We start from the raw sequence: 15,871 nt of genomic DNA, 5'->3' as shown, positions 1-15,871 counted from the left end.
ACGATGCTGAAAGCGCATATTTATCCATTGTGAAGTGTCAAAATAAGGCAATCTTTGCCATATAATCCGCATTCGGCTGTAAATATCTTATTTCCCGGAGTATTACATAACTGCATCTCAGTCAGCGATTTATGGTTTCAGACACATTGCCTTACTATTTCCGCGCTCATGAAAGAGGCTGTTTGGACTCGTGAAAAAGCCTTTTTCGTCATTCGGTAAAGGCTTTATGAGCGTATGTAAAAGTCCGTTCTGAACCGCGAACAAGCCTTTCCTGCATGTCTGTGGCATCGTGCTTTAATCATTGTCAAGAAAAAACGGATACAACAGTGGAGCTTATTCACAATCTGCTTTCAACACAGCAGCTGCCGGTTTTCTGTTTTGCAGATTTGCGAACATCATTTTTGCATATCAAAAGAGTATAAATATTCAATATTGGCAATAAGGGTAGGGGGATTGCATATAACAGAAATGATACACTTAATCATGTATTTTGCTCTGTTTGCACAGTATGCGGAACGGCCTGATACGCATAATGGTATAAACCATGAGATGGAATCTTAATAATGTCCTTATTCATTATACAGCCACAAATGCTGTAAACAGATAACCGTCTAATGTGTATTTTAGAATATAACAGGCTGAGCCCGGCAATTTGAAGGCAGGCTTTCGTTGCGTTTACTTGCACTGTTTTTTTCAAAAAAAACTAAATTATTTTTGAGATATCATGTAAATTTCATACTTTTGGCATAAACATATCAATTAATCAGAAAAGTGAATATGCGTTTCTTATCCATACTTTTGTTTTTCATACCATTAGTCACCCATGCCCAAAAAATAACATTAGGATCGTGCGTCACACGGGACAATGGATTATATAAAGGCGAAATGCAGTCCGGCAAACCTAACGGCAAAGGCAAGACCACCTTCAAGAACGGGGATACATACGAAGGAGAATATGTAAAGGGAAAGCGTCAGGGCAAAGGAATATATTCTTTTTCTGACGGAGAAAAGTATGAAGGAGAGTGGTTTCAGGACCAGCAGCATGGTTATGGAACATATTATTTCATGAACAACAACAAATATGTGGGGCTGTGGTTCCGTGATTATCAGCAGGGATATGGAGTGATGTACTACTATAACGGCGATAAATATGAAGGGAACTGGCATAAGGACAAGCGTCAGGGAAAGGGGAAATATACGTTTGCCGGAGGCGCATACTATGAAGGGGAATGGAAAGACGACCAGAAGAACGGCAAAGGTTTCTTTGATTGGGGAGACGGTACCACATACGATGGAATGTGGATAAACAACCAGCGTTCAGGTAAAGGGACAAACAAATATGCAGATGGTGATGTCTATACAGGAGAATGGCTGAATGACATACAGAACGGGAAAGGAATATATAAATTCCAGAACGGCGATGTGTACGAAGGCGATTATGTGCAGGGGGAAAGAACCGGTACCGGTATATTCAAATATGTGAACGGAGACAAATACACCGGAATGTTCAAAGAGGGCGACAAAGACGGTCAGGGCACATACGTATGGCAGAACGGAAACTCATATACTGGACAATGGCAAAACGATCTGCAAAACGGGAAGGGAAAACTTGTAAAGAAGAACGGTGATGTGTTTGAGGGTACATTCAAGAATGGTAAAGTTGACGGAGAGATAATAATCCACTATGCCGACGGCAGCCGTTTTAAGGGAATGTACAAGAATGGTATGAGAAACGGTAATGCAATAGAGGAAAACAAAGACGGAACGCGCTTTGAAGGTTCGTATGTGGATGACCTTCGTGACGGGAAGTTTATAGAGAAAGACCGTAACGGCAAAATAATAAAACAAGGGTATTACGAATCCGGATTAAGATATGAAGACTAACATAAAACAGTTAAAATTTTAACCATGGCAGCAAAAACAAAAAAGACAGCAGACACAGCAGCCGTCAAGCAGCTTGCGCTTATAAAGAACGATCCTTATCTGAAGGATTACGAGAACGCCATTCGTGGAAGACACGAACATGCTTTATGGAAACTTTCCATGCTGACAAACAATGGCAAGCAGGCTCTGACAGACTTTGCAAACGGTCATAAATATTATGGACTGCACAAACTGTCACGTGGCTGGGTGTTCCGCGAGTGGGCGCCTAATGCTACAAGACTGTTTCTTGTAGGCGACTTCAATAATTGGAAGGAAACAGAGAAATATGAGGCGAAACGACTTGACGCTTATGGAAACTGGGAGCTTAAGCTGAGCGAGAAGGCTATAAAGCATGGCGACCTTTACAAGATGCATGTGTATTGGGACGGTGGATATGGAGAGCGCATACCCGCATGGTGCCAGAGAGTTGTTCAGGATAATGAGACAAAAATATTCTCAGCACAAGTATGGAATCCGGACGTTCCATATAAATGGAAAAAGTCAAAGTTCAAGCCAAACACGTCGCCTTTGCTGATATACGAGTGCCATATCGGTATGGCTCAGGATGCGGAGAAAGTCGGTACATATAATGAATTCCGGCTCAATGTACTGCCGAGAATAATTGAAGACGGGTATAACTGTATACAGATTATGGCAATACAGGAACATCCTTACTATGGCTCGTTCGGATATCACGTGAGTAGTTTCTTTGCAGCATCGAGCCGCTTCGGAACACCGGAAGAGCTGAAATTGCTTATTGACACAGCCCACCAGAACGGTATTGCGGTAATTATGGACATCGTGCACAGCCACGCTGTAAAAAACGAATGTGAGGGATTGGGCAATCTGGCTGGCGACCCTAACCAGTATTTTTACCCGGGAGACAGACACGAGCATCCGGCATGGGACAGTCTGTGCTTTGACTATGGAAAAGACGAAGTGCTTCACTTCCTGCTGTCCAACTGTAAATATTGGCTTGAGGAATTCCATTTCGACGGATTCAGGTTTGACGGTGTGACGTCAATGCTGTATTACAGCCATGGGCTGGGGGAGGCTTTCTGCGGATACGGTGATTATTTCAATGGGCATGAAGACGACAATGCAATATGTTATCTGACACTTGCCAATATCCTTATACATCAGGTCAACCCGAATGCCATCACAATAGCAGAAGAGGTAAGCGGCATGCCTGGACTTGCCGCAAAATTCACTGATGGCGGTTATGGCTTTGATTACCGCATGGCAATGAACATACCTGATTATTGGATAAAGACAATAAAGGAACTGCCGGACGAAGCCTGGAAGCCAAGCTCAATATTATGGGAGACAACCAACAGGCGCAGTGATGAAAAGACTATCAGCTATTGTGAAAGCCACGATCAGGCTCTGGTCGGAGACAAGACCATCATTTTCCGGCTGATAGACGCTGACATGTACTGGCATTTCAAGAAAGGTGACGAGACCGGCACTGTCAATCGCGGAATCGCCTTGCACAAAATGATCAGGCTTGCCACTGCGTCTACAATCAATGGCGGTTATCTTAATTTCATGGGAAATGAGTTTGGACATCCTGAATGGATAGATTTTCCGCGTGAAGGTAACGGATGGAGCTACAGATATGCACGAAGACAATGGAACCTTGTGGACAATAAGGAACTCGACTATCATTTCTTAGGCGACTTTGACAGGCAGATGATAAAGGTGCTCAAAAGTGTAAAAAACATACAGAAGACACCTGTTACGGAAATATGGCACAATGACGGAGACCAGATATTAGCGTTTATGCGTGGAGACTTGATTTTCGTGTTTAATTTCAATCCTACACGTTCGTTTACGGATTATGGCTTTCTTGTTCCCACAGGCTCGTATGATGTGGTGCTGAACACAGACGCTAAAGAATTCGGAGGCAACGGTTTCGCTGATGACACAATATCACATCTGACTAACTACGATGAGGCATACGTCAACGAACGCAAGGAATGGCTGAAGCTGTACATACCAGCACGCTCGGCTGTTGTATTAAAGAAGAACTGACATTACATGAATAAAAGAAATTTTCTTACATACACCATATGTAATATAGTATTCGTATCGTTCTGCTTCTGTTATCTGTATTATTATCAGGCAGACCTTTTGTCGCTGATGCAGTATACATATTCAGACGGTCAGACACATTACAATCATTTATGGGGAGCTGTATTGACAGCTCTCCTTCTTTTATCGGTCAATCTGCTTGCTATAAGAAGAAACAAGGAATTCCATACATTTTCCGCATGGACATTTCTCCCTTCCGCAATACTTCTGACATTTATAACAGGCGGAAGACAAACAGAAGACCTCAATCTTTCTTTCGGATTTATAGCATGCATGTCCCTGATTGCGGTATGCCTGTATGTGATATTTTCAAAATGTATACGTAACTTTATAAGAACCAACAGTGAGAAAATAAATAACAACTCATTCATTAAGAACTTATGGATTAATCTCTTGATTATAACCGTACAGTTCATGTATGTTTGCGCTTTCAGCAATAGTGACAGGCTGTTTCACGCCCGTCTCCATGTATTACAAAGTCTTTGTGAGAAAGATTATGACGAGGCACTCTCCACAATCGTTAAGTTGGAAACGTCAGACAGACAGCTCACAACACTCATTGTCTATACCTTGTCAAAAAAGAATATGCTTGCAGAAAGGCTGTTCGAGTATCCGTTACGAGGAGGTTCCGTGTCTTTGCTGCCTGATAGCACGTTGACCTCCAAATTCGGATTTGATGAAATATATCATCACTTGAACCTAAAAATACCAGGCAATCAAATTCATAACAGTATTGAATTTATAAGGCATGGCAGGGGGAGAAACAAACAGGCGGCAGATTATATTCTTTGCGGATATCTTATGGATAAGAATCTGGACGCATTTGTTGAGAATATAACCAAATATTATGACATTAATGACTTTTTGCCTAAGCACTACCGCGAGGCACTCACTTTGTATGTCCATTCACACACGGCACCAAAGGTAATATTCAAAAACAGCATTATGGATGCTGATTTTCAAGATTACCAAAATATGGAACACGATATCACAGATACTGAAGAACGTAAGAACAAACTTCGCGATACGTATGGAAATACATATTGGTATTATTACCAATATGCTATTTCCTGACTGCCTCCAATGCCTTTGGCCAGTCTGTATCCAATGAGAACTGTGTTATGTATTTCTCGTTATCAACATAGGCATAGACCAGTTCTTTGTCCGTGTCATTGAACAACGCATTTTGGATCGTTGCATTCTTGAATTTCGCCATTACTATTTCCCTGTCTTTCTTTTTATCTTCGTCAGCAAGACGTTTCAGATATAGGTTCACGAAATCTATCATCGCATTGGCTTGCACTCCCAGTTCGTATTCTGTAAAAGTGTCCTCCGTTGCAGCTTTTCCAATAAGATAATATAATACGTCATATTTGAAACATGCTATTTTCCTTGTTTCAAGATCTTTTGTCTTATCGTTCATCAAAGCCTCTGCGTTGTCTTTCATTTTTTTTACCTCATTAAATATATCCTGTGCGGATACGTTCAATGTCATAATACAGACTGATAAAAGCAATAATAATTTTTTCATAATGAATAATTCTGTAAATTTATATACTTAAATATTTTATGATTTTTCTAATTTCAGTTCTCTGTCAACACATTTTGGCAATTCCTCCTTATAGTGGGTCACAACTATTAATGTTTTGTTTTTACGCTCACAAAAGGCATCTATTATGTTATTCACAAGGGTCTTATTTTCGTAGTCCAATCCATGCAAAGGCTCATCCAATATAAGCAGTTCGGGATCTTTCACAAAAGCACGTGCCAGCAACACAAGACGCTGCTCTCCGCTGGACATTTTAAGGAATGTACGTTCTGCCAAGTGTTCTATGCCGAAACGGTCCATCCAAAAGTGGCACAAAGCAGAAGTCACTTCTGTAAGACGTCGGTTTATGACCTTGGAATCATCCAATCCACTGCGAACTATGTTTATCGCAGGTATGTCATGCTTGAACGCTCTATGCATTTCTGGCGATACATAACCAATGTGTCTTTTAATTTCCCAAATGCTTTCTCCACAACCTCTTCTTTTATCAAATAGTGTGACATCACAGGCGTAGCTCTGAGGATTGTCAGCACACACAATGCTTAATAATGTGGATTTGCCGCTACCGTTTCTTCCTGTAATAGCCCATCGCTCGCCATTTTTCACACACCAGTTGATTTTATTCAATATAAGATTGTTACCATATGAGATTGTGACATCACGCATACGTATTGCGTATTCGTAGGAAAAAGATTTTTTATCACTTCCATAGGGAAGTTTGATTATTTCACTCCTTCGGTAATATCCATGAGATGCATCTTCTGCTGCTGTTATGTTATGTCTTGAAACATATTCCACCCTTGTCTGTTTAGGCATGACAGACATCTTACAGACCTCTATTACATGCGTTATAAAATCAGGAATTTCTTTATGGTCATTAACAACAAGTATTAATTGTATTATCTGTGTCTCACATAACGTTTTCAGAATGGCTTTTAACATCTCTCGCGTCTGACAGTCCAGACCTATAAAAGGATTGTCTATAATAAGAATACGAGGTTGATTCAGTATTGCCAATGCAAGTATAAGCCGGCGAAGTTCTCCACTGGATAGCGAGATGATTCTTTTATCCATGATTGCATCAATGGAAAACATATTGTACAATCTCATATACGCGTCATCCTCCGCCACTTTTTTTAAAAGGTTCCCATATTCTGTTTTCACCTTGTGTGCAACTGTAATATAAGAATCTCCAAGTTCACCCTGATTCCATCTTTGCTGCATATAGTATGCCCGGTCAGTATCAGATCCGTATGAATCCTTGAATCTGATATACTTTATATTATCTGACGCGTACTCATGATTGTCTGGCGAGAAATCATATTTCAGGCTATTGTCAGAGACAAGCGGATGCTTTCCGGTCAGCATATCTATAAACATAGATTTCCCGCTTGCATTCTTTCCGATAACAGCCATCTGTTCTCCTGAAAGTAACTCAAAATTGACAGGAGTCTTCATCCGCCATTCAGGCTTTCTTGCTATGCCGTCTTTTATTTCTATAACTTTTTGCATATACGCTCCTGATTCTTTCTTATATACTCCTTCCATCCTTTATAATGAACACCTGTCTCAATGTCGCTTTTCTGCAAAAAGTGACAATATGCCACTCCCAAGGCATCTGTAGCGTCCATAAAATGAGGCATTTGGTCATCAGTAATCTTTAAAAGACGCTTCAACATATCAGCAACTTGTTCTTTTGACGCCTGTCCTTGACCGGTTATAGCCATTTTTATTTTCAACGGAGCATATTCGTAAATTGGAAGATTATGATGTATTGCAGCTGCTATGGCAACACCTTGCGAACGTCCAAGTTTTAACATAGACTGTACATTCTTGCCGTAAAAAGGTGCTTCTATAGCCATCTCGTCAGGAAGATACTTGCATATTATTTCTGTCACCTGTTCGAAAATATAACCGAGTCGCAAGTATGGGTCGACCATTCTGCGCATATCCCAAACACCCATATTACCAAGTTTTGCCTTATTGCCATAAACATGTAATAAGCCATAACCCATAACATTTGTACCGGGATCTATGCCTAATATCAGTTTTTCTTTCACTTCTTTATCTTTCCATATAAGGATTATGAGCCAACTCGTCTCCTATTGTTGTTTTCTCACCGTGTCCGGGCAGTATCACTGTCTCATCAGGTAATTGCGCAAGCATTCTAAGACTCTGTATAATCTGCATCATACTACCGCCCGAGAAATCAGTACGTCCTATAGAGTTCTTGAACAAAGTGTCACCAGTAAACGCGATGTTCTCCTTTTCACAATAAAACGTGACAGAACCAGGAGAATGCCCCGGCGTCTCTATTACGCTTATCTTTTGATGTCCAAAACAAATTACGTCCTCACGCTTAAGGAAACGCTTCGGAACCGGTGATTTGAAGTCGATATGTATACTGCATAATGACTCTGCCTGTCTGTCAATGCTTCCAAGCAGGCTTTCGTCTGCGGATGCGACCTCGGGAGTCAATCCGAATTCGTCATAAATGGTATTGTTTCCGAAATTATGGTCAAAGTGACCATGCGTTACAAGAAGATGTACTGGCTTCAGTTTATTTCCATTTATATATTCTACAATGGCTTTACGCTCGTAGTCATAAAATGCACCACAATCAATAATGACACATTCATCGGTATCATCGCTTACAACATAGCAGTTCTCCTGTAGCATGTTGAAAACAAAGCGTTCTATTTTTATCATATTGGAATGTATATTACGTATTTGTTCTTAAACCATTCTCCACGGAATATCTTGCTGATATCCGTAATTTGGCTAATATGTCTGTAGTTGTGAATTTCTGAATCTATATTTCCTCCCTTGAGACATAGCAATCCGTTCGCAATTGCATTTCTCTGTTTGTCTGATATGTTTTTCTTTATGATTTTCATCAGATCCGGTAATGGCATCACTGCCCGGCTTACAACAAAGTCGTATTTTCCTTTTTCTTCCTCTCCTGAAATTTGTTCAGCTTCTATATTTTTCAGTCCGAGAGAGCATGCGACTTCATTCACTACCTTAATCTTTTTTCCAGTCCGGTCTATCAATTTGAAATGGCAATCAGGGAACATAATTGCAAGAGGAATGCCCGGAAATCCGCCACCAGTACCGAAATCAAGTATTCTGCTTCCATGTGTAAATCTTGTCTCTTTTGCTATAGCAAGAGAATGGAGCACGTGATGTGAATAAATGTTTTCAATATCCTTTCGTGATATTACGTTTATTTTGCTGTTCCATTCACAATATAGAGGTCTCAGCATTTCCATTTGGGAACGCTGCTCATCTGTAATATTGGGGAAATATTCAAGAATCTCATTCATGGAGGAAAATAATTATTTAATTTCTACTTTTTTCAGATTCTCTATCTCTGAATCGTTTACCTTTATTCTGATTTCACCCTCCTCATGCGGTGCTATCTCATCCTGACAATATATAAAAGATATTCCATCTTTTTCAATAATGAAATTATCCGGTACATATATATTCCCGTCTGCAAATATATATCTTTTTTTAAGTCCTTCAATATTGTCAACATCAAACATGTTATAGAATTTATTTAATATGATGTCTTTTAACATTTTCTCATATCCGTGAATGAAAATATCGTCCAATGATATAAATTTTCCCGTATCAGCATAAAAGTTCTTGACCAGCGTCTGTCTCGTCTCGTAAAGCCCGCCTCCGTAAGATGTCAGTTTCGCCATGTAAGTAATGACGTCTTCTTTCTCTGATAAGATGTACGTATTTAATGCATATCTGTTGCTATATAGTTCCGGATGAGTCCTGTCATTCTCATATATCTTTTTGTAAAAATCCATATAGTCAGACAAATATCCGGCAACAAATGAATCCACAGACTTACGTATTCCGTCACCATTGGAATATTCTGTATAATCTGGCAACATTATTCCATTACTTAAAAAAGAGCGGTTAAGCATTTGCCCATTCCCGCCATTTAAATACTGCACGCTTATGTGTATAGAGCATTCTGGAGAATCAAGTCCGTCGGTAAGTCTCAATGACGAGTCTGACACGATACTGTCTATATTGAAATCTCCTCTTTCAATGGCATTTTTCCTATGACAGGAGATTAATAATGCCGCAAACAGGAAAACCGTAAATATCTTTTTCATATTGTTACAATTAATTTATCCTTTTTCCATAAGGCAGGCTGGCACATTTTGCCAGTAACCTTCAAGTGGATTATATATGAAGAATGCATTCAAAAAAATCAAACAGTTCGTATACATAATGAGACTGCACTATTTGTGCAAAGGTACGAAGAATTAATCAAATGAATGCGGACATTTCACATTTAATTCCTGGTATTTGACACCAAATTCACATAATATTACTTTTCTTTTGTCAGTTTTGTCCTTTTATTGTAATTTTGCACGTCAATAAAAAAAGAGATATGTCAGAATATTTAAGTACAAGCAAAAAAAAGGTTACTGCTCCGGCTTTCTTTAAGATGAAACAGGCTGGAGAGAAAATAGCAATGCTTACAGCTTATGACTACACCACCGCATCAATTATAGATGCGGCAGGAGTGGATTGTATATTGATTGGTGACTCCGCATCTAATGTTATGGCAGGCAATGAAAATACAATACCGATTTCTGTGGAGCAGATGATATACCATGCACGTGCCGTGGCACGCGCTGCAAGCCATGCGCTTATCTTATGCGACATGCCTTTCGGAAGTTATCAGGTTTCACGTGAAGAAGGCGTTAGAAATGCCATAAAGATAATGAAAGAAAGCGGAGTGGACGCATTAAAACTCGAGGGTGGAATTGAAATAATAGAGACCGTGAAGGCAATAATAGACGCAGGCATTCCTGTGTGCGGTCATCTCGGGCTCACTCCACAGAGCGTTCACAAGTTCGGAGGCTACGGACTTAGGGCAAAAGAAGAGGCTGAGGCGGAGAAGCTTATCGCTGACGCTGAAGCTCTTGACAAAGCGGGGTGCTTTGCAATCGTACTTGAAAAAGTTCCTGCCGTACTCGCTGCAAAGATAACAGAAAATGTAAACTGTGCGACAATAGGTATCGGAGCAGGTAACGGTACAGACGGGCAGGTCCTCGTCTATTCGGATATGTTGGGCATGAACCGTGGATTCAGACCTAAATTCCTGCGCCAATATGCCGACTTATATACAGTCATGACCGATGCTGTAGGCTGTTACATTAATGATGTGAAGACTGTTTCTTTTCCGAACGAATCCGAAAGCTACTGATTAAAAGGATATGGACTCGTTTAGCATGCCTTCGCATAAGAAACTGTGGCGTAAGGACTTTATCATCCTTATAATTGCCGAGCTTATGATTACAGCATCCGTATATCTGCAAAGATACATAAATTCAGAATGTACTATACAAAAAGGATTAGGAGTTGCTGTGAGCATGTTTGGCATAGGGCTTTTTGCGATAGGTCCGTTTACCAACTGGCTAATACAGCGCTACAGACGTAATAAGGTGTTCATATTTTCCACCGCCGGAATGCTTTCTGTATTATTGTTCATGTCCGTGTATGGATATGAAAGCAGAATGGCAGATGAGTCTGCCGGTATTCTATTAAAAATTTCATGTTTTCTGTTTGGATGCTTTTACAGTCTTTCGAAAAGAACGCTTACCGGCGTGCTGATGATTGACAAATGTGAGTCATACAACCGTACGGATGCTAATATCGCGGCATCATGGGTGTCGCGCTTCTCATTATCTGTCGGCCCTGCTGTAGCTGTTATTGCCATGACCATGACAGACAGTATAGATACAGATGTAATGGCAAATGCATGTATAGCTGTAGCTATTCTCTTGGTATGCATGATTAGATTTCCGTTCAAGAGTCCGGACGAGAATGTGAATATTATCTCTACAGACAGATTTTTTTATTCACATGACATAAAATATTTTATTTTACTTGCAGCAATATATGTTGTTATTGGGTTGATAGTCAGCCTTACGGATTCCGTAATGTTTTATGGTTTTCTGTCCGCAGGTTTTTCCATAGCAATGATTGGCGGTCATTATTTTGTAAGAAGTAAAAAAAGATTATCCGGCATTATAGGACTTGTATGCATGCTTACAGCATTCATATTCATCATTTTGTGCAGATGTCTGCCCTTTACAGATTATACGGTACCACTTTTACTTGGTTGTGGTACAGGATATATCGGTTCATATGTGCTTCACAAATACATAGACGCGGGGATACATTGTGAACGTAGCACAGCAATAAGTTCGTACTTCCTTGCCTGCGAGGGAGGATTTGCAGGAGGAATCTGCATAAGTTATATGTTTATAGACAATCAGATTATGGCCCAGTTTCACAAAATCTTACAGTCGTTTTTAAACTGTTATTGACTTTAACAGTGATTCCTGAAAAAAAGAACCGGCATTAAATGTATTTCTAAAACGCAAATATTAAACTTATCAGATATGATTATAGATTTTAACTTAATTGAGAAAAACATCCTTGAGGAATTTAAAGGCGGCAGTGGAGAGTTGGTCATGCAAAGCCACACAGATGATAATTGCAAAATCATGCGCCACATATTAAGAGCCGGTGCGTCCATAGGAGCACACACGCATGATGACAGCTGTGAGATAATCTACATGATTAAAGGAAATGCGAGGGTGGTTTACGACGGTAATATAGAGCAGGTAAATGAAGGACAAGTACACTATTGCCCGAAAGGACACACACATTGCCTTCAAAATGTGAACGATTACGACATAGAGTATCTTGCCATTGTCCCCCAGTTCTGACGGGATATATGCCTGATATTTCTTTGTAAAATAGTTTCAAACAGTGCGGAAATATGGCTTCCAGATTCATATTTCCAGCGCTGTCCTTCTTGATTAAGACATTTGGACTTGTTTCTTGTCATAAGTTTTGAAGGCAAGGAAACAAACGGCACTTTAATGAGGTTTCATAATTAGAAAACTGCTTGAATTAAAAACATCAGGTAAACGTATTCTAATGCCGTGGATGATGTGATTTACATAGACAACCGGATTATGGGCTGCCACGAAAAAAAGATTTCATAAACAGAATGGACCTTGTCTGAAACGAAGTGGATGGTGTTGCAAAAGCGCAAAGTAACTGTAGAATCTAAAGAGAAATCATGAGGTCATGATAATTTTTTTCGATGTGATAAAATAATCTATTTATAATTTGGAGAGTGTGGGCTTTTTTCGTAGATTTGCTGTCGGAGTTTATGTAACTCTTTCTAAGACACAAAAGGAAAAGAAGGGGCGTGATGCTTAACCTTGTGATTGAAATCCTGAAAATCACACAATACGTGTATAGGACAGCATAATGGTTCTCGCAATGTAATAACGTGTACAGTCTGTTTTAATATCCGAACACGGGTTTTCATTGACATTCAGTCAGGACATGGCATTTCAGTTCTACGCTTCATGTTTAATTAGTAAAGGTCTTTGAGGACTGGAGGCTATGAGCTATTATGAAAGCAATCAAAACAATCAAAACAATCGGATTGCTCTGTCTTGCAATTCCGTTGTTAAGCAGTTGCCAGATTTATGACATAGTGAAAGACGCGACTGACCAGGAGGAAGGTCGAATTGTAATGAAGGACGGCACTGAGTATACAGGACGTGTCAGAATGCCGAAATCAAACACGAAGACAGTAAACATCACGACAACAAACGGTGAAAAGCTAAAACTAAAGAACACGGACATAGCAGTTCTCGGTGTTTGGAAAAAAACTCATCCTGAAAATTGCCACTTCCTCGTATGCTATCCATACATGGCAAACAAGGTGTTCTCTACAAAAAAGAAGAAAAAGATAGAGCCGCAGTGGATGTCTGTTGAGGCGCAAGGCGATCACGTGGAATTCTATTGTTGCAGCTATAAATACAGTATTCCAAGTAGTGGCATCCTGAAAATCTCCAGTGTAGCAAATGGAGAGATTTTTTATGTGGCACGCAAAACAGGAGAGGAGATTGGACAAGTGATAGGCTATTACAAGAGCGGGAATAAATATCAGCGTAATTTACTTATGGAATATCTCGCAGATGACCCGGTTCTGTGTGAAAAACTTAAAAACAAAGAAATAGACCCAACTGATTTGCAGAAGATAGCAGACTTGTATAATCCCGTCAAGAAATGAGGCTGTAACCACTTTCTGTATGTCCTGTTGTTTCCCAGCAAAGTGACTAAGGGCTTTACACAGGCGGGCTGTACACACATCGAATTGCAAGACAGATATAAGTGGTTTCCGGACATGAGTAACAAATCCAAAGGAACTTTGAATCTCTGAGCTAGCAATACTTTTGATAAGAGACAATTTATCGCTGTCTGTCTGAATTATGGAGTTTTGCTCAGTATTTGACAGAATCTCGTTAAATAATATAAGTACAAGACAGATTATATAAAAGAGGTTATGTCAACGGTTTTGACATAACCTCTTTTAAGTATGAGAATAATCTTCTACAATAAGATTATTGTATGACTGTCAGATGATATCATACAGAGGGTTATTATATTAAATGTAATAACGTCAGGCAAGTTCAGAAAGTTCGAGCCATCTCATACTTTTTTCGTCAAGTTCGTCTTTCAATACCGGGAGACGCTTGCTCTTTTCCGTAAGTTCGTCAATTGTCAGTTTCCCGCTACACAGTTCTTCTTCTATGATTTTCTGCTCTTTCTCAAGTGCGGCAATGTCTTTCTCAAGCTGCTCAAACTCACGTTTCTCCTTAAATGTCATTTTTTTCCGTACAGAAACATCCTGGACTTTTCTACTCTTTTTCTCCAAAGGCTGGTTTTTCTCTTTTAGTTCTTTGGGCTTCAAGGCACTCCATTCCCTGTATTGTGTGTAATTGCCGGGGAAATCCTGTATCACTCCGTTCCCTTGAAAGACCAAGAGGTGATCTACTATCTTATCCATAAAATACCGGTCATGACTGACTATGATGACACATCCGGGGAAATCCTGCAAATATTCTTCCAAGACCTGCAGAGTGGGAATGTCCAAATCGTTTGTCGGCTCATCGAGTACAAGAAAATTAGGGTTGCGCATGAGTATCGTACATAAATAGAGTTTGCGACGCTCTCCGCCACTCAATTTATACACATAGTCATACTGTTGCTCCGGTGTGAAAAGAAAGTGTTGCAGCAATTGTGACGCGGTTATATGCTTACCACCTCCATAATCGATGAAATCGGCAATTTCAGATATTACGTCAATGACTCTCTGCTCCTCATTGAACTTTAATCCCTCCTGTGAAAAATATCCGAATCTTACGGTATCACCGATGTCAAATTTTCCACTGTCCGGTTGTATTATTCCTAAAAGAAGCTTTATAAAAGTGGACTTACCGCTGCCATTGTTTCCGATGATTCCCATTTTTTCAAAACGGCTGAAGTTATAGTAGAAGTCTTTCAAGATAACCTTTTCTTCCGACCATGCCTTAGAAACATATTGGCATTCGAATATTTTTGAACCGATATATACGTTTTTTGATTTAAGGCGCATCTGCCGTTCTTCAATCCGTTGCTTCGCTCTTGCCTCAAGCTCATAGAACGCATCCTCTCTGTATCGAGCTTTATGACCTCTTGCCTGTGGCATACGACGCATCCATTCAAGTTCGCGACGATAGAGATTATTGGCTCTTGCTATTTCCGCCATGGTGGCGTTGACGCGTTCCTGTCTTTTTTCTATATAATATTCATAGTTGCCTCTATATGTATAAATTGTTTTATTGTCCAATTCAAGAATGATATTACATACACGGTCAAGGAAATATCGGTCGTGTGTCACCATCAGTAATGTCTTGTTGCCCCGGGAGAGGTAGCCTTCGAGCCAGACAATCATCTCAAGGTCAAGATGGTTAGTCGGCTCGTCAAGTATCAGCAAATCCGGCTCGGTAATCAGCACATTTGCCAATGCAATACGTTTTTGCTGTCCGCCGCTAAGCTCGCCCATAGGCTGATTGAGGTCTTTTATTTTCAGCTGTGTGAGTATCTGCTTTGCACGAAGAACTTTTTCAGACTCCCCGTTATGGTTGAAGCATGCGTCAAGTACCGATTCTTCCGGATTGAACACAGGATTCTGCTCAAGTATGCCAATTTTCAGATCCCGCTTGAATATGATGTCTCCAGAATCATAGCCTTCCTTGCCTGTGAGTATTGACAACAACGTGGTTTTGCCTATACCGTTTTTTGCAATCAGTCCGACATGTTGTCCCTCAGAAATTGAAAATGAAATATTCTCGAAAAGGACATGTGCGCCAAACGATTTGGAAAGATTTTGTACGTCAATATATGGAATCATTT

The 15,871-nt window shown here is 40.0% G+C and carries 14 protein-coding genes; 7 read left to right on the top strand and 7 right to left on the bottom strand.

What is annotated here, in order from left to right; all coding sequences use genetic code 11:
• The first annotated feature begins 777 nt into the window (after nucleotides 1–777).
• The 3 genes from BN4609_RS05610 to BN4609_RS16435 all read left to right on the top strand — a co-directional run bounded on the left by BN4609_RS05610 (nucleotide 778) and on the right by BN4609_RS16435 (nucleotide 5,091).
• On the top strand, nucleotides 778–1,884 hold the full coding sequence (locus BN4609_RS05610) for an MORN repeat-containing protein (RefSeq protein ID WP_068855608.1): 1,107 nt from the start codon (nucleotides 778–780) through the stop codon (nucleotides 1,882–1,884).
• A gap of 24 nt (nucleotides 1,885–1,908) precedes the next feature.
• The gene (locus tag BN4609_RS05605; RefSeq protein ID WP_068855607.1) at nucleotides 1,909–3,957 is read left to right on the top strand and encodes an alpha amylase C-terminal domain-containing protein; all 2,049 of its coding nucleotides are present in this window, start codon (nucleotides 1,909–1,911) and stop codon (nucleotides 3,955–3,957) included.
• A gap of 645 nt (nucleotides 3,958–4,602) precedes the next feature.
• Entirely contained in the window at nucleotides 4,603–5,091 is a 489-nt protein-coding gene (locus tag BN4609_RS16435) for a DUF6057 family protein (RefSeq protein WP_164071580.1), read from the top strand.
• Here BN4609_RS16435 and BN4609_RS05595 read toward each other — a convergent pair.
• From BN4609_RS05595 to BN4609_RS05570, 6 genes are read right to left on the bottom strand one after another with little or no spacing between them, the layout of a single operon-like run.
• Nucleotides 5,081–5,548, bottom strand: coding sequence for a hypothetical protein (locus BN4609_RS05595; RefSeq protein ID WP_021994010.1), 468 nt, complete (start codon nucleotides 5,546–5,548; stop codon nucleotides 5,081–5,083). The genes BN4609_RS16435 and BN4609_RS05595 overlap by 11 nt on opposite strands.
• Before the next feature lie 36 nt (nucleotides 5,549–5,584).
• A complete protein-coding gene (locus BN4609_RS05590) occupies nucleotides 5,585–7,114 on the bottom strand; it encodes an ATP-binding cassette domain-containing protein (RefSeq protein WP_306455818.1) in 1,530 nt (509 codons plus the stop codon).
• On the bottom strand, nucleotides 7,063–7,626 hold the full coding sequence (ruvC, locus tag BN4609_RS05585; RefSeq protein ID WP_262503276.1) for a crossover junction endodeoxyribonuclease RuvC: 564 nt from the start codon (nucleotides 7,624–7,626) through the stop codon (nucleotides 7,063–7,065). The genes BN4609_RS05590 and ruvC overlap by 52 nt, the downstream gene beginning before the upstream one ends.
• A 4-nt stretch (nucleotides 7,627–7,630) precedes the next feature.
• On the bottom strand, nucleotides 7,631–8,275 hold the full coding sequence (locus BN4609_RS05580) for an MBL fold metallo-hydrolase (RefSeq protein WP_068855603.1): 645 nt from the start codon (nucleotides 8,273–8,275) through the stop codon (nucleotides 7,631–7,633).
• Entirely contained in the window at nucleotides 8,272–8,892 is a 621-nt protein-coding gene (gene rsmG / locus BN4609_RS05575) for a 16S rRNA (guanine(527)-N(7))-methyltransferase RsmG (RefSeq protein WP_021994006.1), read from the bottom strand. The genes BN4609_RS05580 and rsmG overlap by 4 nt, the downstream gene beginning before the upstream one ends.
• Nucleotides 8,893–8,904: 12 nt before the next feature.
• Nucleotides 8,905–9,705, bottom strand: a complete 801-nt coding sequence (locus BN4609_RS05570; RefSeq protein ID WP_068855602.1) for an RsiV family protein — start codon at nucleotides 9,703–9,705, stop codon at nucleotides 8,905–8,907.
• A 281-nt stretch (nucleotides 9,706–9,986) separates the two neighbouring features.
• On the opposite strand from BN4609_RS05570, the gene panB reads away from it, so the two are divergent.
• The 4 genes from panB (at nucleotide 9,987) to BN4609_RS05550 (ending at nucleotide 13,706) form a co-directional block, all read left to right on the top strand.
• Complete coding sequence (gene panB / locus BN4609_RS05565) at nucleotides 9,987–10,808, top strand: 3-methyl-2-oxobutanoate hydroxymethyltransferase (RefSeq protein WP_068855601.1); 822 nt, start codon at nucleotides 9,987–9,989, stop codon at nucleotides 10,806–10,808.
• 10 nt (nucleotides 10,809–10,818) lie between these two features.
• Nucleotides 10,819–11,934 (top strand): hypothetical protein, encoded by a 1,116-nt coding sequence (locus BN4609_RS05560; protein ID WP_068855600.1) that lies wholly within the window; start codon nucleotides 10,819–10,821, stop codon nucleotides 11,932–11,934.
• A 75-nt stretch (nucleotides 11,935–12,009) separates the two neighbouring features.
• Nucleotides 12,010–12,339 (top strand): cupin domain-containing protein, encoded by a 330-nt coding sequence (locus BN4609_RS05555; RefSeq protein ID WP_068855599.1) that lies wholly within the window; start codon nucleotides 12,010–12,012, stop codon nucleotides 12,337–12,339.
• Between the two features lie 701 nt (nucleotides 12,340–13,040).
• Nucleotides 13,041–13,706 (top strand): hypothetical protein, encoded by a 666-nt coding sequence (locus BN4609_RS05550; protein WP_068855598.1) that lies wholly within the window; start codon nucleotides 13,041–13,043, stop codon nucleotides 13,704–13,706.
• A 390-nt stretch (nucleotides 13,707–14,096) separates the two neighbouring features.
• On the opposite strand, the gene abc-f is transcribed toward BN4609_RS05550, so the two are convergent.
• The gene (abc-f, locus tag BN4609_RS05545; protein ID WP_068855597.1) at nucleotides 14,097–15,869 is read right to left on the bottom strand and encodes a ribosomal protection-like ABC-F family protein; all 1,773 of its coding nucleotides are present in this window, start codon (nucleotides 15,867–15,869) and stop codon (nucleotides 14,097–14,099) included.
• Between the last annotated feature and the right edge of the window lie 2 nt (nucleotides 15,870–15,871).

Origin of the sequence: Leyella lascolaii (assembly GCF_900079775.1) — a bacterium.
Classification (GTDB): Bacteria; Bacteroidota; Bacteroidia; order Bacteroidales; family Bacteroidaceae; genus Prevotella; species Prevotella lascolaii.
This window is presented reverse-complemented; position numbering and strand designations above follow the sequence as displayed.

Bases quoted from the DNA above. Each gene is read 5' to 3' on its own strand.
- BN4609_RS05610 (WP_068855608.1), top strand. From the start codon at position 778: ATGCGTTTCTTATCCATACTTTTGTTTTTCATACCATTAGTCACCCAT.
- BN4609_RS05605 (WP_068855607.1), top strand. From the start codon at position 1,909: ATGGCAGCAAAAACAAAAAAGACAGCAGACACAGCAGCCGTCAAGCAG.
- BN4609_RS16435 (WP_164071580.1), top strand. From the start codon at position 4,603: ATGCTTGCAGAAAGGCTGTTCGAGTATCCGTTACGAGGAGGTTCCGTG.
- BN4609_RS05595 (WP_021994010.1), bottom strand. From the start codon at position 5,548: ATGAAAAAATTATTATTGCTTTTATCAGTCTGTATTATGACATTGAAC.
- BN4609_RS05590 (WP_306455818.1), bottom strand. From the start codon at position 7,114: ATGGAAGGAGTATATAAGAAAGAATCAGGAGCGTATATGCAAAAAGTT.
- BN4609_RS05580 (WP_068855603.1), bottom strand. From the start codon at position 8,275: ATGATAAAAATAGAACGCTTTGTTTTCAACATGCTACAGGAGAACTGC.
- rsmG (WP_021994006.1), bottom strand. From the start codon at position 8,892: ATGAATGAGATTCTTGAATATTTCCCCAATATTACAGATGAGCAGCGT.
- BN4609_RS05570 (WP_068855602.1), bottom strand. From the start codon at position 9,705: ATGAAAAAGATATTTACGGTTTTCCTGTTTGCGGCATTATTAATCTCC.
- panB (WP_068855601.1), top strand. From the start codon at position 9,987: ATGTCAGAATATTTAAGTACAAGCAAAAAAAAGGTTACTGCTCCGGCT.
- BN4609_RS05560 (WP_068855600.1), top strand. From the start codon at position 10,819: ATGGACTCGTTTAGCATGCCTTCGCATAAGAAACTGTGGCGTAAGGAC.
- BN4609_RS05555 (WP_068855599.1), top strand. From the start codon at position 12,010: ATGATTATAGATTTTAACTTAATTGAGAAAAACATCCTTGAGGAATTT.
- BN4609_RS05550 (WP_068855598.1), top strand. From the start codon at position 13,041: ATGAAAGCAATCAAAACAATCAAAACAATCGGATTGCTCTGTCTTGCA.
- abc-f (WP_068855597.1), bottom strand. From the start codon at position 15,869: ATGATTCCATATATTGACGTACAAAATCTTTCCAAATCGTTTGGCGCA.